Origin of the sequence: Sphaerisporangium rhizosphaerae, assembly GCF_042665155.1 — a bacterium.
Lineage (GTDB): Bacteria > Actinomycetota > Actinomycetes > Streptosporangiales > Streptosporangiaceae > Sphaerisporangium > Sphaerisporangium rhizosphaerae.
Genome location: NZ_JBHTCG010000019.1, coordinates 87,897 through 110,984 on the forward strand (window position 1 = coordinate 87,897; position 23,088 = coordinate 110,984).

At 70.2% G+C, this 23,088-nt stretch carries 20 protein-coding genes; 10 read left to right on the top strand and 10 right to left on the bottom strand.

What is annotated here, in order from left to right; translation table 11 throughout:
• The first annotated feature begins 56 nt into the window (after positions 1–56).
• Together ACFQSB_RS25230 and ACFQSB_RS25235 are read left to right on the top strand one after the other, a co-directional pair.
• Positions 57–1,121, top strand: a complete 1,065-nt coding sequence (locus tag ACFQSB_RS25230) for a 3-isopropylmalate dehydrogenase (protein ID WP_380829452.1) — start codon at positions 57–59, stop codon at positions 1,119–1,121.
• 206 nt (positions 1,122–1,327) lie between these two features.
• Entirely contained in the window at positions 1,328–2,425 is a 1,098-nt protein-coding gene (locus ACFQSB_RS25235) for a branched-chain amino acid aminotransferase (RefSeq protein WP_380829453.1), read from the top strand.
• Between the two features lie 51 nt (positions 2,426–2,476).
• Here the strand turns inward: ACFQSB_RS25235 and ACFQSB_RS25240 are convergent, their stop codons facing one another.
• Positions 2,477–3,130 (bottom strand): Uma2 family endonuclease, encoded by a 654-nt coding sequence (locus tag ACFQSB_RS25240; protein WP_380829454.1) that lies wholly within the window; start codon positions 3,128–3,130, stop codon positions 2,477–2,479.
• Between the two features lie 372 nt (positions 3,131–3,502).
• On the opposite strand from ACFQSB_RS25240, the gene cimA reads away from it, so the two are divergent.
• Entirely contained in the window at positions 3,503–5,077 is a 1,575-nt protein-coding gene (cimA, locus tag ACFQSB_RS25245) for a citramalate synthase (RefSeq protein WP_380829455.1), read from the top strand.
• Positions 5,078–5,115: 38 nt separating this feature from the next.
• Here the strand turns inward: cimA and ACFQSB_RS25250 are convergent, their stop codons facing one another.
• Positions 5,116–5,664, bottom strand: coding sequence for a GNAT family N-acetyltransferase (locus ACFQSB_RS25250; protein ID WP_380829456.1), 549 nt, complete (start codon positions 5,662–5,664; stop codon positions 5,116–5,118).
• Between the two features lie 192 nt (positions 5,665–5,856).
• Between ACFQSB_RS25250 and ACFQSB_RS25255 the strand changes: the two genes are divergently transcribed.
• From ACFQSB_RS25255 to ACFQSB_RS25265, 3 genes are all read left to right on the top strand, one after another.
• The gene (locus ACFQSB_RS25255; RefSeq protein ID WP_380829457.1) at positions 5,857–6,930 is read left to right on the top strand and encodes an LLM class flavin-dependent oxidoreductase; all 1,074 of its coding nucleotides are present in this window, start codon (positions 5,857–5,859) and stop codon (positions 6,928–6,930) included.
• Positions 6,931–7,025: 95 nt separating this feature from the next.
• Positions 7,026–7,712, top strand: coding sequence for a CE1759 family FMN reductase (locus ACFQSB_RS25260; protein WP_380829458.1), 687 nt, complete (start codon positions 7,026–7,028; stop codon positions 7,710–7,712).
• Between the two features lie 69 nt (positions 7,713–7,781).
• Positions 7,782–9,602: an AfsR/SARP family transcriptional regulator gene (locus ACFQSB_RS25265; protein WP_380829459.1), complete on the top strand. Its 1,821-nt coding sequence runs from the start codon at positions 7,782–7,784 to the stop codon at positions 9,600–9,602.
• A gap of 535 nt (positions 9,603–10,137) precedes the next feature.
• Here the strand turns inward: ACFQSB_RS25265 and ACFQSB_RS25270 are convergent.
• Together ACFQSB_RS25270 and ACFQSB_RS25275 are read right to left on the bottom strand one after the other, a co-directional pair.
• Complete coding sequence (locus tag ACFQSB_RS25270) at positions 10,138–10,341, bottom strand: DUF397 domain-containing protein (RefSeq protein ID WP_380829460.1); 204 nt, start codon at positions 10,339–10,341, stop codon at positions 10,138–10,140.
• Positions 10,334–11,155 carry a helix-turn-helix domain-containing protein gene (locus ACFQSB_RS25275; RefSeq protein ID WP_380829461.1) on the bottom strand — a complete coding sequence of 274 codons (822 nt, stop codon included), beginning with the start codon at positions 11,153–11,155 and terminating at the stop codon, positions 10,334–10,336. Before ACFQSB_RS25275 ends, ACFQSB_RS25270 begins: the two co-directional genes overlap by 8 nt.
• A gap of 174 nt (positions 11,156–11,329) precedes the next feature.
• Between ACFQSB_RS25275 and ACFQSB_RS25280 the strand changes: the two genes are divergently transcribed.
• Positions 11,330–11,761: an ATP-binding protein gene (locus tag ACFQSB_RS25280; RefSeq protein ID WP_380829462.1), complete on the top strand. Its 432-nt coding sequence runs from the start codon at positions 11,330–11,332 to the stop codon at positions 11,759–11,761.
• Between the two features lie 3 nt (positions 11,762–11,764).
• On the opposite strand, the gene ACFQSB_RS25285 is transcribed toward ACFQSB_RS25280, so the two are convergent.
• Positions 11,765–12,208 (bottom strand): MarR family winged helix-turn-helix transcriptional regulator, encoded by a 444-nt coding sequence (locus ACFQSB_RS25285; protein WP_380829463.1) that lies wholly within the window; start codon positions 12,206–12,208, stop codon positions 11,765–11,767.
• Positions 12,209–12,379: 171 nt separating this feature from the next.
• Here ACFQSB_RS25285 and ACFQSB_RS25290 point away from each other — a divergent pair, with 171 nt between their 5' ends.
• A complete protein-coding gene (locus ACFQSB_RS25290; protein ID WP_380829464.1) occupies positions 12,380–12,826 on the top strand; it encodes a hypothetical protein in 447 nt (148 codons plus the stop codon).
• 55 nt (positions 12,827–12,881) lie between these two features.
• On the opposite strand, the gene ACFQSB_RS25295 is transcribed toward ACFQSB_RS25290, so the two are convergent.
• The 3 genes from ACFQSB_RS25295 to ACFQSB_RS25305 form a co-directional block, all read right to left on the bottom strand.
• On the bottom strand, positions 12,882–13,313 hold the full coding sequence (locus ACFQSB_RS25295; RefSeq protein ID WP_380829465.1) for a YybH family protein: 432 nt from the start codon (positions 13,311–13,313) through the stop codon (positions 12,882–12,884).
• 105 nt (positions 13,314–13,418) lie between these two features.
• Entirely contained in the window at positions 13,419–14,975 is a 1,557-nt protein-coding gene (locus ACFQSB_RS25300; protein ID WP_380829466.1) for a nitrilase-related carbon-nitrogen hydrolase, read from the bottom strand.
• A complete protein-coding gene (locus ACFQSB_RS25305) occupies positions 14,959–15,540 on the bottom strand; it encodes a TetR/AcrR family transcriptional regulator (RefSeq protein ID WP_380829467.1) in 582 nt (193 codons plus the stop codon). Before ACFQSB_RS25305 ends, ACFQSB_RS25300 begins: the two co-directional genes overlap by 17 nt.
• Before the next feature lie 250 nt (positions 15,541–15,790).
• Between ACFQSB_RS25305 and ACFQSB_RS25310 the strand changes: the two genes are divergently transcribed.
• Positions 15,791–16,399: a hypothetical protein gene (locus ACFQSB_RS25310; RefSeq protein WP_380829468.1), complete on the top strand. Its 609-nt coding sequence runs from the start codon at positions 15,791–15,793 to the stop codon at positions 16,397–16,399.
• A 156-nt stretch (positions 16,400–16,555) separates the two neighbouring features.
• On the opposite strand, the gene ACFQSB_RS25315 is transcribed toward ACFQSB_RS25310, so the two are convergent.
• Both ACFQSB_RS25315 and ACFQSB_RS25320 read right to left on the bottom strand, forming a co-directional pair.
• Complete coding sequence (locus ACFQSB_RS25315; RefSeq protein WP_380829469.1) at positions 16,556–18,256, bottom strand: heparinase II/III domain-containing protein; 1,701 nt, start codon at positions 18,254–18,256, stop codon at positions 16,556–16,558.
• Positions 18,257–18,489: 233 nt separating this feature from the next.
• Positions 18,490–18,909 carry an antibiotic biosynthesis monooxygenase family protein gene (locus tag ACFQSB_RS25320; protein ID WP_380829470.1) on the bottom strand — a complete coding sequence of 140 codons (420 nt, stop codon included), beginning with the start codon at positions 18,907–18,909 and terminating at the stop codon, positions 18,490–18,492.
• A gap of 357 nt (positions 18,910–19,266) precedes the next feature.
• Here ACFQSB_RS25320 and ACFQSB_RS25325 point away from each other — a divergent pair, with 357 nt between their 5' ends.
• Positions 19,267–23,076, top strand: coding sequence for a HEAT repeat domain-containing protein (locus tag ACFQSB_RS25325; RefSeq protein WP_380829471.1), 3,810 nt, complete (start codon positions 19,267–19,269; stop codon positions 23,074–23,076).
• Positions 23,077–23,088: the final 12 nt, after the last annotated feature.

A 23,088-nucleotide genomic window follows, 5' to 3' on the forward strand; every position in this document is an offset into this window, starting at 1 on the left:
GTCCGAGCGGTGAGATGACGTGCCCGGCCGTCGAGACGGACCGGTAGGCTACGTGCATGCGGGATTCTCACGACATCCGTCTGGCCGTCATCCCAGGAGACGGCATCGGCGGTGAAGTGGTCGCGGAAGGGCTGAAGGTCCTCCAGGCCCTCGGTCTGAAGGTGGAGACCACCACCTATGCGCTGGGCGCCGCCCACTACCACGCCACCGGCGAGATCCTGGCCGAGGAGACCCTGGCCGAGCTGCGCGGGTACGACGCCATCCTGCTGGGCGCCGTCGGCCACCCGAGCGTGCCGCCCGGCGTCCTCGAGCGCGATCTGCTGCTCAAGCTGCGCTTCGAGCTCGACCACTACGTCAACCTGCGCCCGGTCAAGCTCTTCCCCGGCGTCGAGACCCCGCTCGGCAAGGCCCGCCCCGACGACATCGACATGATCGTCGTCCGCGAGGGCACCGAGGGCCCCTACGCCGGCGCCGGCGGCGTCATGCGCCGCGGCACCTCGCAGGAGATCGCCACGCAGGAGAGCCTGAACACCGCCTTCGGCGTCGAGCGCGTCGTGCGCTACGCCTTCGACAAGGCCATGACCCGTCCCCGCAAGAAGCTCACGCTGGTCCACAAGACCAACGTGCTGACCTACGCGGGCGATCTGTGGGCCCGCGTCGTCGAGCGGGTCTCCGCCGAGTATCCCGAGATCACCACCGACTACTGCCACGTCGACGCCGCGTCCATGTTCTTCGTGACCGACCCCAAGCGCTTCGACGTCATCGTCACCGACAACCTGTTCGGCGACATCCTCACCGACCTCGGCGCGGCCGTCGCGGGCGGCATCGGCCTGGCCGCCAGCGGCAACGTCAACCCCGCGACGCCGGGGTCGGCGTCCTGGGCGCCCAGCATGTTCGAGCCCGTCCACGGCAGCGCCCCCGACATCGCCGGGCAGGGCAAGGCCGACCCGACGGCGGCGATCCTGTCGGTCGCCATGATGCTCGACCACCTCGGGCTGACCGCCGAGGCCGCCCGCATCGAGCAGGCCGTGGCCGTCGACCTCGTCGAGCGCCAGGCCGACTGGGTCTCGCGCACCACCCGCGAGATCGGCGACGACATCACCGCACGAGTAACCGGCTGAGGGGCCGCCCTACGCCGACCGACGCGCATGGTGGCCCCCGCCCGGGGCCGCCGTGCGCGTTTTCGCGTTCTGCGCACCAGGTGAGCCACCGGGGCAAGGCCATACCGACACACTCCCGTATGCCCATTTGATGCAGTAGTTTCCCGTTACCTGGTCCGTCGCAGAATGGATGCAGGCGCGACCGACAGAGCAGAGAAGGATCCGACATGACGACCGCTCAGCAGCTCAGCTTCGACGTGCAGCTCTCCGGCGCCGCTCGCACTCCGGCCGAGCGCGAGCGCGTACTGGCGGACCCCGGTTTCGGGCAGACCTTCACCGATCACATGATCTCCATCGACTTCACCGAGGGACGCGGCTGGCACGACGCCCGCCTCACCCCGTACGGGCCGCTGACGCTCGACCCGGCCACCTCGGTGTTCCACTACGCCCAGGAACTGTTCGAGGGGCTGAAGGCCTACCGGCAGTCCGGCGGCTCGATCGTGGCCTTCCGCCCGTACGCCAACGCGGCCCGCTTCAACCGGTCGGCCGCCCGCATGGCGATGCCCGAGCTGCCCGAGCAGACCTTCGTGGAGTCGCTGGAACTGCTGGTGCAGACCGACCGCGACTGGGTGCCGACCACCGAGGGCCACAGCCTCTACCTGCGCCCCTTCATGATCGCGACGCAGCCGGCGCTCGGGGTGAACTACCCCTCCCGCACCTACAGGTACATGGTGATCGCCTCGCCGGCCGGGGCGTACTTCTCCGGCGGCGTCAAGCCGGTCTCGGTGTGGCTGTCGCAGGACTACACCCGCGCCGCGCCCGGCGGCACCGGGTTCGCCAAGTGCGGCGGCAACTACGCCGCCGCGTTCGTGGCGCAGCGGCAGGCCGTCGAGAACGGCTGTGACCAGGTCGTCTGGCTCGACGCCTTCGAGCACCGTTACGTCGAGGAGATGGGCGGGATGAACCTGTTCTTCGTCTTCGGCGACCGCCTGCTCACCCCCGACCTCACCGGGACGCTGCTGCCCGGCATCACCCGCGACTCGCTGCTCACCCTGGCCGACGACCTCGGCCTGACCGCCGAGGAGGGAAAGATCTCCATCGACGAGTGGCGCGCGGGCTGCGAGTCCGGCGAGCTGACCGAGGTCTTCGCCTGCGGCACGGCCGCCGTCATCACCCCGGTCGGCTCGGTCAAGGGCGTCGACGGCGGCTGGACCGTCGGCGACGGAACCCCCGGCAAGCTCACCCTCCGACTCCGCGACGAACTCATGGGCGTCCAGTACGGCACCCGCCCCGACCCCCACAACTGGGTCCACAAGATCTGCTGACCCACCACGTCCAGCCCGGTCGTCCGTGACCGGGCTGGACGTTCGCTTCTCTCAGCCTCCCAGCTTGCCGGTGTCGAGTATGAAGCCCCACGGCTCCGGCAGCTCCAACGGAGCTCCCAGAGTCACCTCGGTCTGCTGCTCGTAGCCGTCTGGAGCGGGGCGGCTGAAGAGTCGAGCCTTTCGCTCGAATCCGTCGATCACCAGAAGGAGTGGGACTCCGCCCGCGGCGCAGTTCTTGGGCTTGGTCACGTGATCGTCGTGGACGCTGCTTTTGGAGACGACCTCCACGGCGAGTAGGGACGCATAGCCATGTACCTGGTCGCTGCCCCACATCGGAGGGTTGGCCGGGACCACGGTGAGGTCTGGCCGGTAGCGGTCCATCTGGGGTCCGAGGAAGATGGCGATGTCGTTCCAGACCTTCCAACCGCGCTCGACGGCGACGGCGAGCAGCTGGGAAAGAAGCAGGAAGACGATGTCATTGTGCTCTCCGGTCGGCATCTCCCTCACCACGATCCGGCCGTCGATGATCTCCAGCTTGCGTGCCTTGCCCAGGCGGGTGTCGAGATCGAGATAGATCTCCTCCAGCTGTGCGTAGTCGTCCGTCGCTGCTGCATCAAGGGGCGCCGTGCCGATATGTGGAGTGATGGGCGGCATATCTTGATCTCCCATCGGTGGTGCGGCGGGTTTGTCCAGGACCTTGGCCATAGGCGCATCATCCCCTCCAGGTGGGTTGCGTAACGTCGCTTTACCGTCGCTTAGCGTAAGGGGGGTGAGTTGCGGTCCGCCGGAAATCGAGAATGCCTGTGGATGCCGGTGGGGCAGGCGGGGCGGCGGTGACGGCGGACGTCCGGATGGTGAGATCGATGTGCCATATGGTGGCGGCGTGTGGCAGACTACGGGCACCATGTTCTACGGTCTGCTCATTATCAGCAGGCGCGCTGGCTGAAAAGGGACACCGCCGGCGCGCAGACCTCTCACGTCCGTGAGGGGTCTTTTTGTTTGGGCCGGCTTTCCGGGCCCGACGGCGGACATCGCGCGCGGCGAACGCAAGAAGGCACCCCGCGAAGGAGACAAACCATGGCCGACGACCGCTTCCATGTGTACGACACGACGCTGCGCGACGGCGCGCAACAGGAGGGGCTGTCCCTCACCGTCGCCGACAAGCTCGCCGTGGCCCGCCACCTGGACGACCTGGGCGTCGGCTTCATCGAAGGCGGCTGGCCGGGGGCCAACCCCAAGGACACCGAATTCTTCCGGCGGGCTCGGACCGAGCTCGACCTGAAGCACGCGCAGCTCGCCGCGTTCGGCGCGACCCGCCGAGCCGGAGTGAAGGCGGCCGACGACCCGTTGGTCGCCGCCTTGCGCGAATCCGGCGCGCCGGTCGTGACCCTTGTCGCCAAGAGTCACGACCGGCACGTCGAACTGGCCCTTCGCACGACCCTCCAGGAGAACCTCGCGATGATCCGCGACACGGTCTCCCACCTGCGCGCGGAGGGGCAGAGGGTCTTCCTGGACGCCGAGCACTTCTTCGACGGCTACAACTCCAACCCCGCCTACGCGCTGGAGGTGCTGCGCACCGCCGCCGAGGCCGGCGCCTCGGTCATCGCGCTGTGCGACACCAACGGCGGCATGCTGCCCGACGAACTGGCCGACGTCGTCCACCAGGCGGCCGGCACGGGCGCCCGCATCGGCATCCACTGCCACGACGACACCGGCTGCGCCGTCGCCAACACCCTGGCCGCCGTGCGGGCGGGCGCCACTCACGTCCAGGGCTGCGCCAACGGGTACGGCGAGCGCTCCGGCAACGCCAACCTGTTCACCGTCGTCGCCAACCTGCAGCTCAAGCGGGGCTTCGACCTGGTGCCCCGGGAGTCCCTGGCCGAGATGACCCGCATCGCCCACGCGATCACCGAGGTCACCAACGTCACGCCCAACTCCCACGCGCCCTACGTCGGCGTCTCGGCGTTCGCCCACAAGGCCGGGCTGCACGCCAGTGCGATCAAGGTCGACCCGAACCTCTACCAGCACATCGACCCCGCCGAGGTCGGCAACGACATGCGCATGCTCGTCTCCGACATGGCCGGGCGGGCCTCGGTGGAGCTGAAGGGCAAGGCGCTCGGCTACGACCTCACCTCCCAGCAGTCGCGCGAGCTGGTCGACCGGGTCAAGGACCTGGAGTCGCGCGGGCACACCTTCGAGGCCGCCGACGCCTCCTTCGAGCTGCTGCTGCGCGACACCGTGACCGGCGAGCGGCGCAGGCACTTCACCGTCGAGTCCTGGCGGGTCATCGTCGAACGGCGCCCGGGCGGCGACGTGGTCAGCGAGGCCACGGTCAAGCTGCACGCCAAGGACGAGCGCATCGTCGCCACCGGCGAGGGCAACGGCCCGGTCAACGCGCTCGACCGCGCCGTCCGCCTGGCCCTGGAGAAGCTGTACCCCGAGCTGGCCGAGGTGGAGCTGATCGACTTCAAGGTCCGCATCGTCGAGGGCACCCACGGCACCGGGGCCGTCACCCGCGTCCTGGTCACCTCCAGCGACGCCAGCGGCGAGTGGGCGACGGTCGGCGTGGACGAGAACATCATCGAGGCCTCCTGGCAGGCGCTCGAGCAGGCCGTGACCTACGGCCTCCTGCGGGCGGGCCACGCCGCGTAGCGCTCGGCCGGCCTGGCGTTCGGCCCGTCACACAGGGTTCAGCCCGCTGCGGGCCGGGCGCCGGAGTCGCCGAGAAGATCGCGGACGTAGCTGACCTCGGGGACCGACGTCAGGCCGATGTTCCACAGTGACCGTCCCCCGTCGGCGTGGAAGCCGGCGCGCTCGTAGAAGCGGCGGGCGCGGCGGTTGGCCTCCAGCACCCACAGGCGCAGGGTGGTGAACTCCGCGCGGTGGGCGCGGGCGAGCACTTCGCGCATCAGCGCGCGGCCGATGCCCGTGCCGATCGCGTCCGGCAACGCGTACAGCGCGTAGATCTCCCCGTCCAGGGCCGTGCAGCCCTCGTCGCGGCAGGGGCCCAGCGCGGCCCAGCCCACCACCGTCCCGTCCCGTTCCGCGACGAGGTTCTGTACCGGGGAGTCGCTCCGGAAGGCGCTCCTGCGGTACTCGCTGTCGGCCTCGACGGTCATCAGGTCCAGGAACTCGCGGGGAATCATCCCCGCGTAGGCGGTCTTCCAGCCGGTGACCCGGACGGCCGACACCGCCGGGACGTCCTCCACCGTCATGTCCCGGACGGACACCTCATCCACGGAGCCTCCCAGCGGTCGATGCGCGGCACGTACCGCAAATGATCTCGCGTGACGCGGTCCTGCGGTGGTGCGCTTCGCGCGGGGCGTGCAGGGCGCGTGAATCGGACGTGCAGCGGCTGTCATCGTCGCGGCGCTTTCATCGGGACGTGACCGGAACCATCGGTCACGGCCTACTCCTGAAAGGTGATCGCCGTGCAGTTCGGCATCTTCACGGTCGGCGACATCGCGCCCGATCCCGCCACCGGGCGCGCACCGACCGAACATGAGCGCATCAGACGGATGGTGGAGACGGCGCTGAAGGCGGAGGAGGCGGGTCTCGACGTCTTCGCGATGGGCGAGCACCACAATCCGCCGTTCGTGACGTCCTCGCCCACCACGATCCTCGGCTACATCGTGGCGCGCACCAGCAGGATCCTGCTGTCGACGTCGACCACGCTGATCACCACGAACGACCCCGTGAAGATCGCCGAGGACTTCGCCACGCTCCAGCACCTGGCGGAGGGCCGGGTCGACCTGATGATGGGCCGGGGCAACACCGGCCCGGTCTACCCGTGGTTCGGCAAGGACATCCGCGACGGCATCGCGCTCGCCGTGGAGAACTACGCCCTGCTGCGCCGGCTCTGGCGCGAGGACGTGGTCGACTGGCAGGGCAGGTTCCGCACGCCGCTGCAGTCGTTCACCTCGACCCCGCGCCCGCTCGACGGCGTGCCGCCGTTCGTCTGGCACGGCTCCATCCGCAGCCCGGAGATCGCGGAGCAGGCCGCCTACTACGGTGACGGGTTCTTCCACAACAACATCTTCTGGCCGAAGGAGCACACGCGCCGGATGATCGAGCTGTACCGCACCCGCTTCGAGCACTACGGGCACGGACCGGCCGACCGGGCGATCGTGGGACTCGGCGGGCAGGTCTACATGCGGCGAAGGTCGCAGGACGCGATCGCCGAGTTCCGGCCGTTCTTCGACAACTCCCCGACGTACGGCAACGGGCCGTCGCTGGAGGAGACGATGCGGCAGACGCCCCTGGCGGTGGGCAGCCCGCAGGAGATCATCGACCGGACGCTCCGGTTCCGGGAGGACTTCGGCGACTACCAGCGTCAGTTGTTCAACGTGGACGGCATGGGCCTGCCGCACCACGCGGTCCTCGACCAGATCGAGTTCCTCGGCGAGGAGGTCGTTCCGGTCCTCCGCAAGGAGTTCGCGTCCCTCCGACCGGCACACATCCCGGACGCTCCGACGCACGAGTCCCTGAAGGCGGCCCAGCGATGAGCACGTCAACCGGTGATGGCGGGGAAGCGATGAGCACGTCTGCCGGTGAGGGCGGCGCGGCGACGGGCGCGTGGACCGTCGAAAGGGACCGAACGGTGGCCGCGCGAACCGCCCAAAGCGGCGGAGCGGTGACAGGGCCGACCGGCGACGGTAGCGCGGGGCCGACGAGGCGCACCATCGCCGTGGTCTCCGCCGGGCTCGGCCGCCCCTCCTCGACCCGGCTTCTCGCCGACCGGCTGGCCGCCTCGGCCGAGCGTGAGCTGCGCGAGTGGGGAGACCAGGTCGAGACGCGCGTGATCGAGGTGCGCGAGCACGGGCACGGCCTGGTGGACAACCTGGTCAGCGGCTTTCCGGACCCGGGACTGCGGACCGCGCTGGAAACGGTCGCAGCGGCCGACGGCCTGATCGCCGTGACCCCGACGCTGGCCGCCTCCCACAGCTCGTTGTTCAAGGCGTTCTTCGAGGTCCTCGATCTGATGGACGACCACGCGGTGGGCGGTAAGCCGGTGCTGATCGGCGCGACCGGCGGCACCGCGCGCCACTCGCTGGTGCTGGAGAGCACGGTACGGCCGCTGTTCGCCTATCTGGGAGCCGTGGTCGTGCCCACGTCGGTCTTCGCGGCGCCGGAAGACTGGGGCGGCGCCGCCGCACCCGACCTGCTGGCCCACCGGATCGACCGCGCCGCGACCCAGTTCGCCGCCGAGATCCGCCGACGGGCCGCGCCCGACGTCCGCGACCCCTTCACGCCAACCCCCTTCACCGACCTCCTCGGCGCCGGCTGAGGCGGAATACCGGGTTGTCGCAGGTCGTTGCCGGTGACGACCAGGGGGAGCGGCTGGAGGGAGTCATCGGTGGGGGAGCGGCTGCGCTTCGAAGTGCTCGGGCCGGTGCGCGCCTGGCGCGGCGACGACGAGATCGACCTGGGCAGCCCGCAGCAACGGGCGATCCTCGCGATCCTCCTGCTGCAGACCGGCCTGCCGGCCCTGCCCGACCAGCTGATCGCCGCGATCTGGGGCGGTGCGGCGCCCCGGGCCGCCGTCGGCGTCGTCCGCTCCTACGTCTCACGGCTGCGCCGGGTGCTCGACCCGGGCCACTCGACCGCGGTGATCGAGTCGGTCGGCGGCGGCTATGCGCTACGCACCGGCGATCTCGATCTCACCGAGTTCCAGCGGCACCTCGGCCTCGCCAGGGAGGCCCGCCGGGCCGGTGACGCGCCCGCGGCGGCGACCGCACTACGCGCGGCGCTGAGCCTGTGGCACGGCACTCCGCTCGCCGGCGTCAACGGCGACTACGCCGAGTTCGAGCGTGTACGACTGGAGCAACTGCGGCTGACGGCGATCGAGGACCTGGCCGCCGCCGACATCGATTCCGGCCGGCACGCCGAGGCCGCCGCCGGGCTCGCGCAGGTCATCGGAGAGCAGCCGCTGCGCGAACGGCCGCGCGAGTTGCTGATGCTGGCGCTCTACCGGTCCGGCCGGCAGGCGGACGCGCTCGCCGTGTTCGAGGACGCGCGGCGGCTGCTCGCCGGCGAACTCGGCCTGGATCCGGGTCCGGACCTGCGGGAGATGCAGCGCCGCATCCTCGCCTCCGACCCGGCGCTGCTCGCCCCCGCCGCGCCCGCTCCGCCGTCCGCCGTCGCCGCGCCCGGCGGTCCCACCCAGCTTCCGCCCGACCTGCCGGACTTCGTCGGTCGTGATCAGGAACGGTCCCTGATGGCCGGCGCTCTCACCCCGTCCCGGGCCAGCGTCCCGGTGGTCGGCCTCGAAGGACTCGCCGGCGTCGGCAAGACCGCCCTCGCCGTGCACCTCGGGTACGAGGTGGCCGCGGACTTCCCCGACGGTCAACTGTTCGTCGACCTCGGCACCGCCGGCGAGCCGCTGGCCGAGCTGCTGCGCGGCGTCGGCGTCCTGGACACGGGGCTGCCCGAGTCGTTCAGCGAGCGGATGGCGCTGTGGCGGACGCTCACCACCGGCCGCCGGCTGCTGGTCGTGCTGGACGACGCCCGCGACGCCGAGCAGGTGCGGCGGCTGCTGCCCGGCCCGGGCGGGCCCGCCGTCCTGGTCACCGCGCGACAGCGGCTGTACGACCTGGCGTCGGCCCACTGGCTGCGGCTGGCCGGGCTGGAAGAGGACGACGCGGTCGCGTTGCTGGAACGGATCATCGGCGCCGACCGGGTGCGGCCCGAGCCCGGCGAAGTGCGCGAACTGGCCAGGCGCACCGCCGGACTGCCGCAGATCGTGCAGGCCGTCGGCGCGCGGATCGCCTCCCGGCCGGGCTGGAGCATGGCCGAGGCCAGGCAGCGCATCGGCAGGCCCGCTCCTGGCTCGCCAGTGCTCCCGGCGGAGTGCCGGGCCATCGAGCGGCCGTACGCGTCGGTGCTGGAGCGGCTCTCACCCGCGCAGGCCCGGGCGTTCCGGCTGCTGTCGGTCGCGGAGGAGCCCGAGATCTCCCTCGCCGCCGCCGCGGCCGTGCTCGAACTGCCCCTCGGCCACACCGCCGCGCTGCTGGAGTCCCTCGTGGACCTGCACCTGCTGGTCCCCGGCGACCTGGACCGGTACCACTACCCCGAGCCGCTGTGGCTCTTCGCCCGCAGCCGCACCCACGACGACGACGGCCCCGAAGTCATCCAGGCCGCCCTGTCCCGGCTCGCCCGTTCCCGCACCAGCGCATAAGGCATGGCTCGAGCCATCGGCGCGCTACGCGCAACGGTGCTCGGGTCCTCGGAGGGCGCGGGTTAGGTCCGAGCTATGGCGCGCTTCGCGCAAGGGCACTCGGCCTTTTGAGGTGCGTAAGGCATGGTCCGAGCCACGGCGCGCTTCGCGCATTCAGCGCTCGGGCCGTGTCGTCTCGGGGGCACGCCCCCGAACCCCCGGCGAGGGGCCTGCCGGCCCCTCGCGCTCCCCGGACGTCCAAGTCGTTCCAGACACTGTGCCGGGCGGGGCTTCGCCTTACCTCTCGATCAGTGGTGCTTGGTTCGGCGCCGGGGCGGTGGGATGCAGGTCGGTGAGTGCGGCGCCTACTACGGCGGCCGACCAGGGCGGTGGCCAAGTTGTTCGCCGTAGGAGGGCGCCGTATTCGCCGACCATCTTCCCTCCGCGTCGGCGCCCTTCTGACCGGCCCAGGTGTACGGGAGTACCGAGGTTAAGGCGGTGTCGGCCGGTGTCGGTCCGTGTGGGGGCGATGCCGCGTTGCAGGGGAGGGGCTGGTTCAGGCGCCGAGGGCGCCGTTCTTCAGGCCGCTCAGGAAAGTCGACCAGTTGGCGGGGGTGCAGGCCAGGGCCGGGCTGGACGGGTTCTTGGTGTCACGTACGGCGACGATGCTGGTCAGGTTCGATGCCACCTCGACACAGTTGCCGCCGTCGCCGCCGCTGTAGGTGCTCTTTCGCCACTGAGCGTCCCGAAGATCATGCATCCTGGTCCACCGCCTCGTGTATGAGCTTGAGTGATTGTCTGTACGGTACGGCTTCGGAGCTGAGAGCGTCATACCTACGGAGCAATCTGGCGATCGTGGGACGATCATCCACGATGCGCCCGTTGGGCTGTCCTTCCACGTATGCGGCGTACGAGGAGCCGTTGCGCTCGGCGATGATGAATCCGCCCAGTAGTCCGCAGAGTGCCTGCGCCGCGCGAGGCACTATCTGAATGGTCACTTGAGGGCGTTGAGCGACTTCCAATAGATGTGTCAGTTGTTCTTTGCGGACTTCGGCGGTGCCGATGGGCCGATAAAGGACGGCTTCGTCGATCAGGGCCACGACGAACGGGGCATCCTCGCGATCGAGGACCGTCTGCCTTTGCATGCGGCTCGCGAGGCGTTCGTCCATCTCGTCGGTACCGATGCCGGGCTCGGCGGCGAACAACTCTCTCGCATACGCCTCTGTCTGGAGCAGGCCAGGGACGAGCACGGGCTCCCAGCCGTGGAGGGCGGTGGCGTCTTGTTCTTCTTCCAGCCAGGGTCTGAAGTGTTCGGGGGCTTTGTGCCAGGTGGTGGCGACGTGGAGCCTGGTCATGGCGCCGTCGAGGTCGAGGGCCTGGTCGCAGAGTTCGGCGAAGCGCTGGGACGGGGTCCGCTTGAGGGACTCGATCATGGCGACCATGGACTCGGAGAATCCGATGCGTTCCGCGAGCTGCTTCTGGGTGAGGCCGGCGGCGGTCCTGTGCCGGCGCAGCTCGAAGACGAACAGGGCGCGCGGGGAGTCATGCGGATTTATCTCATTAGAAGCTGTCATATTCACCTGCCGGGGAGAATGGCATTCGGGTAGACGCCTCACCCCCTGGATCACCCCTACTGTGCCTGGGGTGTGCGCCGAATTCACTACCGATGGTAGCCGTGCGTTGACATTCTGGTGCGGTGAAGTCCTCAGGACGCGTGTCCATTACCGGCGCAGGAAAGGTGTTCGCGCATGGCGGCAGGCCGGCTGTTGGGCGTTATCGAACTGGCCGGCTCCCCGGAGTCGGTGTCACAGGCCAGGGAGTTCGTCAGGGCGAAACTCGGTGAGGCTCATCCCGCCATTGACGACGTCACATTGCTGGTGTCCGAGGTCGTCACCAATTCCATCCTCCATTCCGATTCAGGGAACGGTGGAAAGGTGACCCTCGCCATCGAAGACCGCCATGACCTCGTCCACGTCGACGTGGTGGACGCCGGAGGCGAGTCCGCGCCGCGCGTCTGCGGCGAAACGCTCGGAGAGGGCGGCCGAGGGTTGATGCTCGTCGAGCTCATCTCCCAGCGGTGGGACGTACACCAGGACGACGCCGGGCGCACGGTCTGGTTCGAGGTGAGATATGAGCGGGGGAGCGGCGACGCCGCGGAGCGCGACGCGGCGTCCTCGTGATGGTCAGCGGCTGTCGAGGACTCGTGTGAGCAGCTCGACGATCGTTCTGGATTCCGCCGGGGAGAGGGCGTGCAGTAGTTCGTTCTGGGCGTCGGCGAGGAGGGCGCTGAGCCCTTCCAGGTGGTCCTTCCCCGCGGGAGTGAGCGTGACGATATTGCGCCGGCCGTGGGCAGGGTCGGGACGCTGCTCGAGAAAACCTCGCTCGGCCATCGCGGTGACCGCCGCCACCACGTCGCTGCGATCGATCCCGGTGCATCGACCGAGATCGGCCTGACTGGATGGGCCGAACTCGTCCAGGGCCGCCAACATCGCGAAGTGGTGCCGGCGGGAACCCGTGCCGGCCAGTGCACGGTCGGTCAGCCGGTTGGCCGCGATCGCCGTCTGATTGATCACCCAGCTCGGAAGGGTGCGCAGCCGGGCGGGTGTCGGGTTCGCGGTGCTGTTCACCTCGCCAGAGTAATCGATTGTTGGCGGCACCATCAATCTCGTGTAATGTTGGCCACGCCAACATTGGTCGCTCCATCATTAGAGTGACCAATGACGGGGTCCGCCATCAGGGCGGTCGAGTGCTGTTGTCCATCCCTTCCCGTTCGACCGGCACGTCACAAGGAGACTCAGATGACCGTGAACCCCCAATCGCGCCCCAGCTTCGGCCGCGCGCTCGGCGAGACCGCGCGCCTGATCGGCAAGCTGCACCGTCGCGCCCTCGCGGACCTCGACTCCGACTTCCCCACCCAGATGCTCCTGACCCTGCTGAAGGAGAAGAACGTTCCCTTGCCCATCGACGAGGTGGCCAAGGAACTCAATCAGCGCATGGACCTGGCCGAGGCGGACACCCTCCGGGTGCTCGAGCGCGCCGCCGCGGCGGGCCACGTCGCATACCGGCCCGAGAACTCTCCCGCTACAGCGGAACTGACCGAAGCCGGCGACGACCACTTCGCGGCCCTGTACGCGCATTCGCGCGAGGTCACCGACGCCGCCTTCGAGGGCATCGATCCCGCTGAGCTCGACGCCGCTCTCACGGTGCTGCTGGCGGCCAAGGAACGCGCCGCCGCACTCGCCTAACCGGCAACCGCCCGTAGCGTGTGCACCAACCCAGGCGGCCGGTCACCCGCCGACGTCACACCGCCGCCGCCTCACCCGCCACGGGCGGCTTGATCTGGGTTCCCTGGGCCGACAGGAGGTGCCATCCGCCGGTCGGTGTGGTGGTGAAGACGTGGGTGTACCGGCTGTCCGCGGTGAAGGGGGCGCCGTCCGGGCCGGTGAAGCTCATCCCGGTCCGTCCCACGACGATGCCGGTGCCGCCGACGCGCCGGACGACGGCCTCGCCGGGGAAGGACTCGATGACGGGGAATCGCACCGCTCCGGTGGAGACCGCGGTCAGCAGGTCGTCCCTGGTCACGACCGCGCCGTCGCCGACGGCGACCATGACGAAGTCGTCCGCCAGCAGGGAAGCGAGCTCGGCGGCGTCGGCGGCGACCAGGGCGTCGAAGAAGCGGCGGTCGTGGTCGAGCAGTGATGCGCGGTCGTCGGCGGTGGGCGAGGTGCTCAACGGGTCACTCCCGGAGGGGCGGAACGGGTCGATCGCCGTCCGGCGTCCGACCTGGTCCGGGCCGTCCGGACCGGACGATGCTAGAGGTTGACGCCGGTGGCAAGGTCAAGCCCGCCCCGGCCTCTCACGCAGCCTGGCGGCCACGACGAAGAGCGAGGCGGCGAGGGTGGTGAGGAGGCAGAGCCAGGGGAACCAGTCGCCGAAGCGGGTGTAGGGAGTGGCTCCCGGGCCGGCGGGAACGGTGGCGGCGGCCATGGCGAAGGAGTCGGGGCCGGCGTCGGGTCTGGTCCTGGTCTCGGCGCGCACCCGTCCCCACGAGTCGGAGATCATCGGCACGCCGCGCTGGTCGGACCAGGCCACGGCCAGGCCGTTCTCCACGCCGCGCAGCAGCGCCGTACGGCTGTGCTGCCGGCCGTCGACGTCCTCGTCGGAGGCCGGGACGGCCAGCAGCCGGGCCCCGGCGGCGGCGTAGTCGCGGGTGGGGCGGGGGAAGTTGACGTCCCCGCAGACCACCATCCCGGCCCAGGGGGTGCCCGGCAGGTAGGCGAGGTCGTGGCCGGTCCGGCTCACCTGATCCATCCCGGCGTTCCACCTGTGGAACTCGGCCGGGGCGCCGCCGCCCGCCGGGACGGCGAGCGCGGAGTTGTACCGGACGCCCCCTGTGGTGTGGAGCAGGCCGATCACGATGTCGGCCCCCCGGGCGCGGCCCGCCCGTTCCATCGGGCCGACGAGGGCGGGAAGGCTCGCGTCGTCGGCGGCGAACCCCGCCTCGGGCAGCACCACGATCCCGGATCCCTCCGGAAGGCCCGCGATGCGCTCCGCGTAGGCCGCGACCAGCTCGCGCCCCTCCGGAGTCGCGACATCGGCCGCCCAGTGGCCCTGGTCCCGGGCGAGGACGACGACGTGCCGCGAGCTCGCGGCGGCGGGCGAGTCGTGCAGGCGGAACGTCCCGTATCCGAGTGCGAGGGCCGATATCACCAGCCCGGCGGCCCCGGCGCGCAGCCGTGCGATGACGGGGATGCCGGTGGCGGAACAGGCGGCGATCGCGGCTGGCACGAGCAGAACCAGGTACTCGACGCCCCAGAACCCGGTCACCGAGGCGATCTGCACCACGGTGGTGACGTCGGCCTGTGTCGTGGCCAGGGTGCCCATGACGCCCGAGGGGCTGGCCAGCGAGGTGAGGTAGAGCACGCCGACCCAGGTGGCGGGGGCCGCCAGCGTGGCGAGCACGGCGTGGCGCCGGACGATCAGGGCGCGGAAGAGCAGCACCGCCGTCGCGAACAGGACCGAGCCGCCGATGAGGATGCTCAGGGCGGCGGGCAGCGGGACGGCGAGGGAGGGGCGCGGGCGCAGGAAATAGTCCCAGCTGTTCGCGCTGCCGGCCAGGTAGGCCAGGAACGCGAGCGCCGTGGCCCGGCGGGCGGTCACCCTCGGGGCGAGCAGCAAGATCGGCAGGGGCGCGATCCATGTCAGCGCCGCGACGGGCGACAGGCCGGTGCCGAGGTACAGCAGCACCGCCGAGCACGCGGCGGCCGCCCACGACCAGGCGCCACTCGCCGAGGAGGCGGAACGGATCGTCCCTCCACCGGCGTCTACGCGGTCCAGACTCGTTCGGGCGGCTTCCGGTGAGGTGTTCTCTGGTGCGCTAAGAGGTGAGTCCATTGAGCATCCTTCTCGCTGAGCGCTCGCACAGGGAGCGGAAGTCCTCTTCTGACATGCCGATGCGCCGGCCGAGATAGAGCTGGACGAGGCCCTGGGTCTGCGCGGTGAGGGCCAGCGCCACCTCCAGGGGGTCGTCCGGCCGCAAAATTCCCAGGCGCATCCCTTCCTCGATGCCTCGGACGATCTGGCTGAACGGGGGCGCGTCGCCGCTGCGGTAGTCCTCGGGGAAGCGGCGGGCCTGGTCCCGCTCCTCCGTCATCAGGAACGTGTACAGGTGCGGGGTGCCGAGGGCGAAGTCGAGGAAGTCGTCGAGCAGGCCGAACATCCGGCCGTCCCAGTCGTCTCCCCGGCTGCGCCCGCCCCAGTGCCGGGCCAGGTCACGGAGAGAGGTCTCGGCGACGGCCCGCAGCAGCGCGTCCCTGTTCGGGTAGTGGCGGTAGATCGCCATGGGCGTGATGCCGGCGGCCTCGGCCACCCGCCGCATGCTGACGGCATCGGCCCCCCGCTCGACCAGAATCGCCCGCGCCGCCGCCGCGATGCGTTCCGCGGTCTGTCCTTCCGTCATGTCTACACCGTATACGCTCCATATGTACGCCGTATACATGCCGGATCGGACAGGAGGGTCGACCGCTCCGAAGAGGGACTGCCTGGTGTGCCGTTGTGGTCACCGCCAGGGCACGGTGAGCGTCTTGGCCCGACCTTCAAGAGATGGACATGATCGGCGGAAGGGGACGGGGTGTGTAAAGGTTCCGCGCTATGAGATGGGGTGGTCACGCATCTGCCCGTCTCTTGGGAGGTGGAGGTAGAGTCGGGCGGTGACAGTGGCGACTCTTTCCCCGGCTGCCGGGCGCATTGTCCGTTCTCCTCCCCGGCTCCTGGTCCATTCTGGACATGGCGCGCCCCCTGGGCGTCCGCCGGCGCCTCCGGCGACAGCCGATGGAAGCGGCAATGCGCCGCTTTTCTTCATCTCGTACTTCGATCTCGACACGCGCAGTGTGTGCGTCCAGTGGCTCGTCGATTTCGTCGGCGATTTCACGTTCTTCACCGAGACCGTTCGTGAAGCCGTCCCCGAGCGGCCCGAATGGGAGCCGCTGTTCCGCATGCCCGGCTCCGCTATTTGGCCGAATCCACATCTGCTCGCGCGCTTACCTGAGCAGGCGCCATCCCTGGGAGTGCCGGGCGTGCTCGCGGCTCCGCAGGCACGTTTCTCCGTCGCTTCACGAGCATCGCGGCGCAGGGTGATGACCGGCGCCGCGTTCGCGATGGCATTGGCCGCATGCGCGGATGCGAGTCTGAACTTCGGCGAGGCGGCCCAGTTCATCAACCAGGCCACCGGCATCGACCCGTGGATGATCGCGGTCGCCGTCTCCGTCCTGACGGGAATCGCCTTCGACAAGCTGTATCCGCCGGACAAGCCCGGATAGGTCGCGTTCGTGGGTCGAAGGTGCGACGGCGGGCGTTCCTGAAGGTCTTCTCCACAGTGGTGGGAAGGGCGGGCGGGCGTCGGCCGGCCACGATGCGACCCGCGATGGGGGAGACAGCGGGTTCCAGGAGGGCCCCGCGAGGCCCTCCCGGTCGCTTCAGGAGAGGGTGCCGGCGGAGGCGCGGAAGGAGGTCCGGCCGTCGGAGGTCTCGACGGTGACGCGGGTGCCCGAGCAGGTGACGTTGGGCTCGGCGGTGCCCGGGACGACGATGGTGAGCAGGTCGCCGGCCGCGGGGGAGACGACCACCGAGGCGGGCACCTTGGCCATGTAGGACGGTGAGATCCAGCCCTGGTAGGGGTTGGTCTGGGCCCGCACGACCGACTGTCCGCCGATCGGCGCGCAGGACGGCATGGCGAGCTGTACGAGCGTGGCCTTCCATCCCGACTTGTCCTTCACGACGACCCGGCCGCCGCTGGTGGACACCGGGGTCAGCGCCGGGTCCAGGTGCCAGTAGCTGCGGGTCTTCGCGCCGGAGGCCACCGTGTCCAGCACGGCCATCAGGTCGTCGCCGTGGTTGACCAGCACCGAGCGGTTCCTGCTCACGCCGTAGGCCTTGTCGGTGAGCTTGTACGATTGCCGGTCGTCCTTGATCGACGAGCGGGTCAGGGACGTCGCCGTGCGCCCGCGGAAGGGCTTGCCGACCACGACGGGCACGTTGTGCGCCTCGGGCGACATGGTCCAGTAGCGGTACGCCGTCCGCTCGTAGGAGTGGAACCCGGCCTCCACCAGCACGTCGTGCCCCTGTGCGTAGTAGGTCACGCCCAGGTGGTCCTCGTGCCCGTGGAACTTCAGGCCGGGGCCGAACCTGATCGAGTAGTACGCCGACTCGGGCTTGTCCCACGCCGTCCGCCCGAAGACGTAGCCGGTCCGGAACACCTGCACGGTCTTGTTCGCGTGCTTGTACCCCGCCGGCTTGACGTCCGCGCCGCCGTCGCCGATCGGGACCATGAACCCGCTGGGCTCGGTGGCGTGGGTGATGTACCCCTCCAGCGACTCCCAGCGCTTCTCGATCTCGGAGGGCACCTTCCTGCCGCAGTCGGTGATGGCCTCCATGCCGACCTTCAGCCGCTCGTGCACGTAGATGCCGTAACGCGGGGCCTGCTCCTGCAGCGCGCCCTGGGAGTCGATGTCGAGCTTCACCGAGCCGGTCATGCGGCGGACGGCCAGGTCGGTCCACTCCTTGTGCCCGGTGCGGCAGCCGATGCGCAGCAGGGCGATGTCCTGGTCCATCCCATGGTTGTGGCCCTTCTCGTACAGGGCCGGGTCGGAGAGCATCCTGGCGTGGTCGACCAGACTGCCGGTCAGCCAGGACGCCTTGACGTGGCGGCTCAGGCAGACCAGCACGGGCGCGCGCAACGCGATCGGGTGCTCGTCCCAGGCGTAGGCGCTGGCGCGCGAGCTGCCCCGGGGGTTGCTCTCCACCCAGCTCTTGACCAGCGCGGTCGCGCGGTCGAGCAGCTTCTCGTCCCCGGAGGTCTCGTAGTCGGCGACCAGCCGGCCGACCCAGCGCAGGGAGGAGAACACCATGTCCCAGGAGCGGTTCTTGTACGGGCTCCAGCGCCAGTTGATCGTGGTGCCGATCTTGACAGGCGGCAGGTCGAGGAACTGCACCTCGCCGGACATGACCTGCGCGGAGGTCGGCGTGGCGGGCAGCCAGTCGCCCTGGCATTCGGCGCTCTGCTTCACCGCCGCGGCCCCGGCGGAGCGGTCGGCGCCCGCGGGCGCGGCCTGGAAGGTCCAGCCCCAGGTCAGCAGAAGGGTGGTGAGGAAAGCGAGGGCTCGTGTCCGGCGGCGCACGCCAGTTCCTTCCGTGACCGAAGATGGGGGCGGATCATGCTGTCCGAATCATGACGAACAGGTCAAGTCGCTCGCGCCTCTTCCGCCGCATCGTTAACAACCAGATGCGTCGGACACAGGCTTCTCCCAGGTGCGGCCCGCATTCGGACCGCACCACCGGGACCGCCGGTCGGCACTCCCGAGGCGTCGCCCTCCGGTGGTCATGGGGGACCGCTCACCGCGCCGCGCGCCGGTCAGGACTTCTTGTGGCCGGTGCTCTGGACGACCTCGAAGGTCCACAGTTCCGAGCCGGTCGCGGCCGGCCCCTGGCCATGGCCGTGCCCCTGACCGTGCCCATGGCCCTGGCCCTGCTCGGCCGCCTCGCCGTGGCCGTGGCCCTGCCCGGACGCCTGGCCCTGGGCGGCGGCGTCGGCCGCGGCGCGCGCGTGGCCCCGCTGGAAGGACTCACTCTGCTGCCAGCGCTGGAAGTCCTCCTCGCTGCGCCACCGCGTGTACACCAGGTAGCGGTCGGTGCCCTCCAGCGGACGCAGCAGCTCGAACCACTCGAAGCCGTCCGAGGACTCCACCATCCCCGCCCGTCCCGCGAACCGGCGTTCCAGTTCCTCCCGCATCTCGTCGGGCACGATCAGAGCGTTGATCTTCACAACCGACATGTCCACTCCTCGCCACGTGACGTCGTAGCCAGGCCCGCGGCCGCCCGCGCGCGGAACGTGGTGACGGACCCTGACCCGGCACAGCCACCCTACGATCCGCCCCCGTCGCCCACGCGGACGCAATGCCATCTCCGGCGCCGGCTGATGTTCGGTTTCTGCGATATAGGTGGGCCTTCTCCTGGATACTCGTGCTGCGCCGGAGATCGGGGGAATTCCGGCCTTTGATCAGGGTGGCGGGCGGCGGTGCCGACGCGGGAGGGGCTGTACGGGATCGGTCGGAGGCGAGGTCTCCACATGGGCCAATTCCGGCGTGCCGTTTTTCGGGAATTCCATGGGATCAGGTTGGGGCGATCGGTGATGAAGAAGGCGTACGTCTCCTCGACCTACCGGGATCTGCGGGACGAGCGCGCGGTCGTACGGCAGGCGCTGCGCGAGATGCGCGTCGCGGACCTCGCCATGGAGGCGTACGTCGCCGACGCCCGTCCCGCCACCGGGAAGTGCCTGGCGGACGTACGGGACTGCGACCTCTACGTCGGCATCTTCGCCTGGCGTTACGGATATGTCCCGCCAGGCCACGATCGGGCGATCACCGAGTTGGAGTACCGGGCGGCGGTCGAGGCCGGCATACCCGTGCTGATCTTCCTGCTGCACGAGGACGCCCCCTGGCCTCGATCGAAGATGGACACGGACGTCACCCGCATCGAGGCCTTACGCGCGGAACTCGCCGACCGGCACATCATCAGCTTCTTCACCTCTCCGCAGGAGCTGGGCCGCCAGGTCGCGGCGGCCGTCCACCTCACGCTCGGCGATCAGCGACCCGCTCTGCCGTCCGCCCCGCACCTGGACTCCGGCGCCGTCCGGACCTACTACCAGCGGCTCATCCGGCAGTACAGCAGGCTGGACCTGGAGACGCTGACCCCGCCGCGGTACGCCGACGAGATGCGCTTCGCCCTCGGCTCGGTGTTCGTGGAACAGGACGTCCGGGAGGACGTGCCGCCGCTGGACCTGCCCAAGAAGCTGTGGCAGTGGATCCGCGCCGAAGGGAACCTCGATGCGCGTGATCTTCCAGACCATGTCGACCGCGAGGAGGTCCGTCGCCTCGCCACCGCCTACCGGGAGCGCCCTCGGCGCAAGGTGCTGGAGTTCCTCACCGGCGGCGAGGTCCGCAACACCGTGCTGCTCGGCGACCCGGGCGCCGGCAAGTCGACCCTGGCCCGTTACCTGATGCTCGCGCTCGCCGGGACCGGTGCCGAACTGCCGGCCTTCAAGGGGCACCTGCCGCTGCTGGTCGAGCTGAAGTCCTACGCGGGGTCGGGCCGCGCGAGGTTCCTCGACTACCTGGACCACCTGTGCCACACCGAGTCGCTCGGCCTGACCAGCGACGACCTGCACGTCTACCTTGGCGCCGGCGGGCCCGCACTGGTCGTCTTCGACGGCCTGGACGAGATCTTCGACCCCGGGGAGCGGGCCACCGTGACCCGCCGCATCGCCGGGTTCGCCGAGCGATACCCGTCGGCCCGCGTCCTGGTCACCTCGCGGATCATCGGCTACGCCAAGGCCACCCTGGCGGACGCCGGGTTCGCCCACGCCACCCTGCAGGACCTCGCCCCGGAGCAGATCAGGTCCTTCCTCACCTCCTGGTACCACCTCGCGCTGCACGACCGCCCCGCCGACGCGGTCAGCCGTACCGAGCGCATCGCGGACGCGGTGGAGAACATCCGGTCGGTGCGCGAGATGGCGGGCAACCCGCTGCTGCTGACCATCCTGGCGATCATCGGACGGCACCAGGAGCTGCCGCGCGAGCGCTGGAAGGTGTACGAGTACGCCGCGACGGTGCTCGTGCAGCGCTGGGACGTCGAGCGCTATCTGCGCGACGAGAGCCCGCACGTCGACCACATCGGCGAGGAGGAGAAGGGCGAGCTGCTGCGCCGGGTCGCCCTGCGCATGCAGCTCGGCGGCCGGGGCGGGACCGGTGGCAACTACCTGACCGCCGAGGAATTGCGGGAGGAGTTCGAGGACTACCTCACGACCCGGTTCCGGCACCCGCCGGCCGAGGCCACGCGCATCGCCCGGGTGATGATCCGTCAGTTCCGCGAGCGCAACTTCGTCCTCAGCCGGTACGGCACCGAGCTGTACGGGTTCGTACACCGGGCCCTGCTGGAGTACTTCTGCGCCGAGGCCTACCGCTGGCAGCTCGAACGCGACGGCACGCTGAGCCTGGACGAGCTCAAGACCGAGGTGTTCGGCGCGCACTGGAACGACCCGGCCTGGCGCGAGGTGCTGCGCCTGATCGCCGGCATGGTCACCGACGCCCGCACCGCCGAGATCGTCACCTACCTGGCCGACCAGGTCAACTGGCCCTGGCCCTGGACCATCTCCGGCGGCGATCTGCCGTGGAACGTCATCCTCGCCGCCCAGTGCCTGGCGGAGAAACGCCCCTCGGCCGAACTGGAGGAGGCGGGCGGCCGGGTGATCGTGCGTATCGTGCAGACACTGGAATACGGCGGCGACACGCGGGACCTGTTCGCCGTGGTGCTCGGCCTGCAGATCCTGACCACCGTCCAGACTCTCGGCTCGGAATGGCCGGGACGCGAGACCTACCTGGCATGGTTCCTCCGGCGCGGGGCGCACCAGCCCTGGAGAGCGGTTGTCGAGGTGGCGGCGGGGATCGCCGTCGCGCTGATCCCGGGCGACCGTCGGCTGCCGGACGCCTTGCTGACGATGGTGCAGGCGCGCTACTCCCGCGAAGGATCCGCCTTCGACACAGACGGTGCACTGCCGGTCGCGTGGCCGTCGCTGATGTCCCCGGCGCAGGAAGCCCTCCAGCGGTTCTTCGGCCACCCGGACCACCGCGCCACTCTGCTGCATGCCGTGGAACCTGGAGGAAAGGTACGCGCCGGGGCGGTGGCGGGTCTGGCGGGCGCTCTGGACGACCCCGCTGTGCCGCCCCTGCTGCTGGAGTGCACGGCCGACGAGGACTGGCGGGTCCGTGCCGCCGCGGTGACGGCGCTGTCAGGCATGCTGGACGACCCGGCGGTCCGCCGGGCGGTGCTGGACCGGGTCGCCGACGCGGCCACGGAGGTCCAGACCGCCGTGGCGCGCGCACTCGGCGGCATCGCCGCCGACCCCGACGTGCTCCCGTCGATCCTGCGCTGGACCAGGGACGAGTACAGCGTGATCCGGTACACGGATCATGATCAGCCGGCCATCGTCGCCCGGGGGCATCTCCGGGACGTCGCCGGTGATCCCGGTGGGCTGGCCCTCCTGCTGCGGTACGCGGCCGGTGGCGATCATGAGCTTCGCGCGGCCGCTCTCGCCGCACTCGGCCATGCGCCGCCGGACGACCCCGATGTACGTGAGGCGTTGATGCGGGCGGTGGCCGACCCGGACCCGGAGATCCGCGCCATCGCCGTGCGCGCGGGCGCCGGCGCGGTCGCCGATCCGGGCGTGCGCGCGGCCGTGCTGCGGTGCACCGCCGACGAGGACGAGGAGATCCGTACTGCGGCGGCGGAGGCCCTGGCGGGCGCCGTCCATGATCCCGCTGTCCGGACGGCACTCATCGGACTCTGCGCCGACTCCGAAGGCAAGGTCCAGCGGGCCGCCGTGACCGCTCTGGGCAAAGCGGCCGGCGACCCCCAGGTGCGAGACGTGATCCTGGCGATGGCCGTCGACGAACGACGCGAGAGCAGGGCCGCGGCGATCACGGTCCTGCCGAATCTGGCCGACGAACCCGAGGCGCGGCGCCTACTGATCACCGCCGCCACCGACGGGTCCATCGACATGCAGGTCAATGCCCTTCTGGTGCTGGACCGACTGAACGGGGACGTCGCGGTACGTGCGGCGCTGATGGAGTGCGCTCGGATCGAAGAAGACATGTTGATCCGGCGGCTTGCCGTGCACGCGCTGGGTCAACGGCCGGACGCCTCCGCGTCGCGTACGGCACTGCTGGAGTCGATGATCAGTGATCATGGTGAACCTGTCCAGGCGACGCTGAGGACCTTTGTTTCGCTCCGGGCGACCCATGAGGAACTGGCGGAGGCGCTGGCGCGTGCCACCCCGTCCGCCGAGCTGAACGAGGCCATCACCAGGCACCTGGCCTGCTGCTCGGCGGACTTCTCGATCGAGGATCTGCCCGATCTGCCGGCGGAAACGGCGGCCGAGGAGTGACCTGGGCCACTC

Excerpts from the sequence above, each read along its gene's own strand:
- ACFQSB_RS25230 (WP_380829452.1), top strand. The coding sequence starts at position 57 with ATGCGGGATTCTCACGACATCCGTCTGGCCGTCATCCCAGGAGACGGC.
- ACFQSB_RS25235 (WP_380829453.1), top strand. The coding sequence starts at position 1,328 with ATGACGACCGCTCAGCAGCTCAGCTTCGACGTGCAGCTCTCCGGCGCC.
- ACFQSB_RS25240 (WP_380829454.1), bottom strand. The coding sequence starts at position 3,130 with ATGGCCAAGGTCCTGGACAAACCCGCCGCACCACCGATGGGAGATCAA.
- cimA (WP_380829455.1), top strand. The coding sequence starts at position 3,503 with ATGGCCGACGACCGCTTCCATGTGTACGACACGACGCTGCGCGACGGC.
- ACFQSB_RS25270 (WP_380829460.1), bottom strand. The coding sequence starts at position 10,341 with ATGCATGATCTTCGGGACGCTCAGTGGCGAAAGAGCACCTACAGCGGC.
- ACFQSB_RS25275 (WP_380829461.1), bottom strand. The coding sequence starts at position 11,155 with ATGACAGCTTCTAATGAGATAAATCCGCATGACTCCCCGCGCGCCCTG.
- ACFQSB_RS25280 (WP_380829462.1), top strand. The coding sequence starts at position 11,330 with ATGGCGGCAGGCCGGCTGTTGGGCGTTATCGAACTGGCCGGCTCCCCG.
- ACFQSB_RS25290 (WP_380829464.1), top strand. The coding sequence starts at position 12,380 with ATGACCGTGAACCCCCAATCGCGCCCCAGCTTCGGCCGCGCGCTCGGC.
- ACFQSB_RS25300 (WP_380829466.1), bottom strand. The coding sequence starts at position 14,975 with ATGGACTCACCTCTTAGCGCACCAGAGAACACCTCACCGGAAGCCGCC.
- ACFQSB_RS25305 (WP_380829467.1), bottom strand. The coding sequence starts at position 15,540 with ATGACGGAAGGACAGACCGCGGAACGCATCGCGGCGGCGGCGCGGGCG.
- ACFQSB_RS25320 (WP_380829470.1), bottom strand. The coding sequence starts at position 18,909 with ATGTCGGTTGTGAAGATCAACGCTCTGATCGTGCCCGACGAGATGCGG.
- ACFQSB_RS25325 (WP_380829471.1), top strand. The coding sequence starts at position 19,267 with ATGAAGAAGGCGTACGTCTCCTCGACCTACCGGGATCTGCGGGACGAG.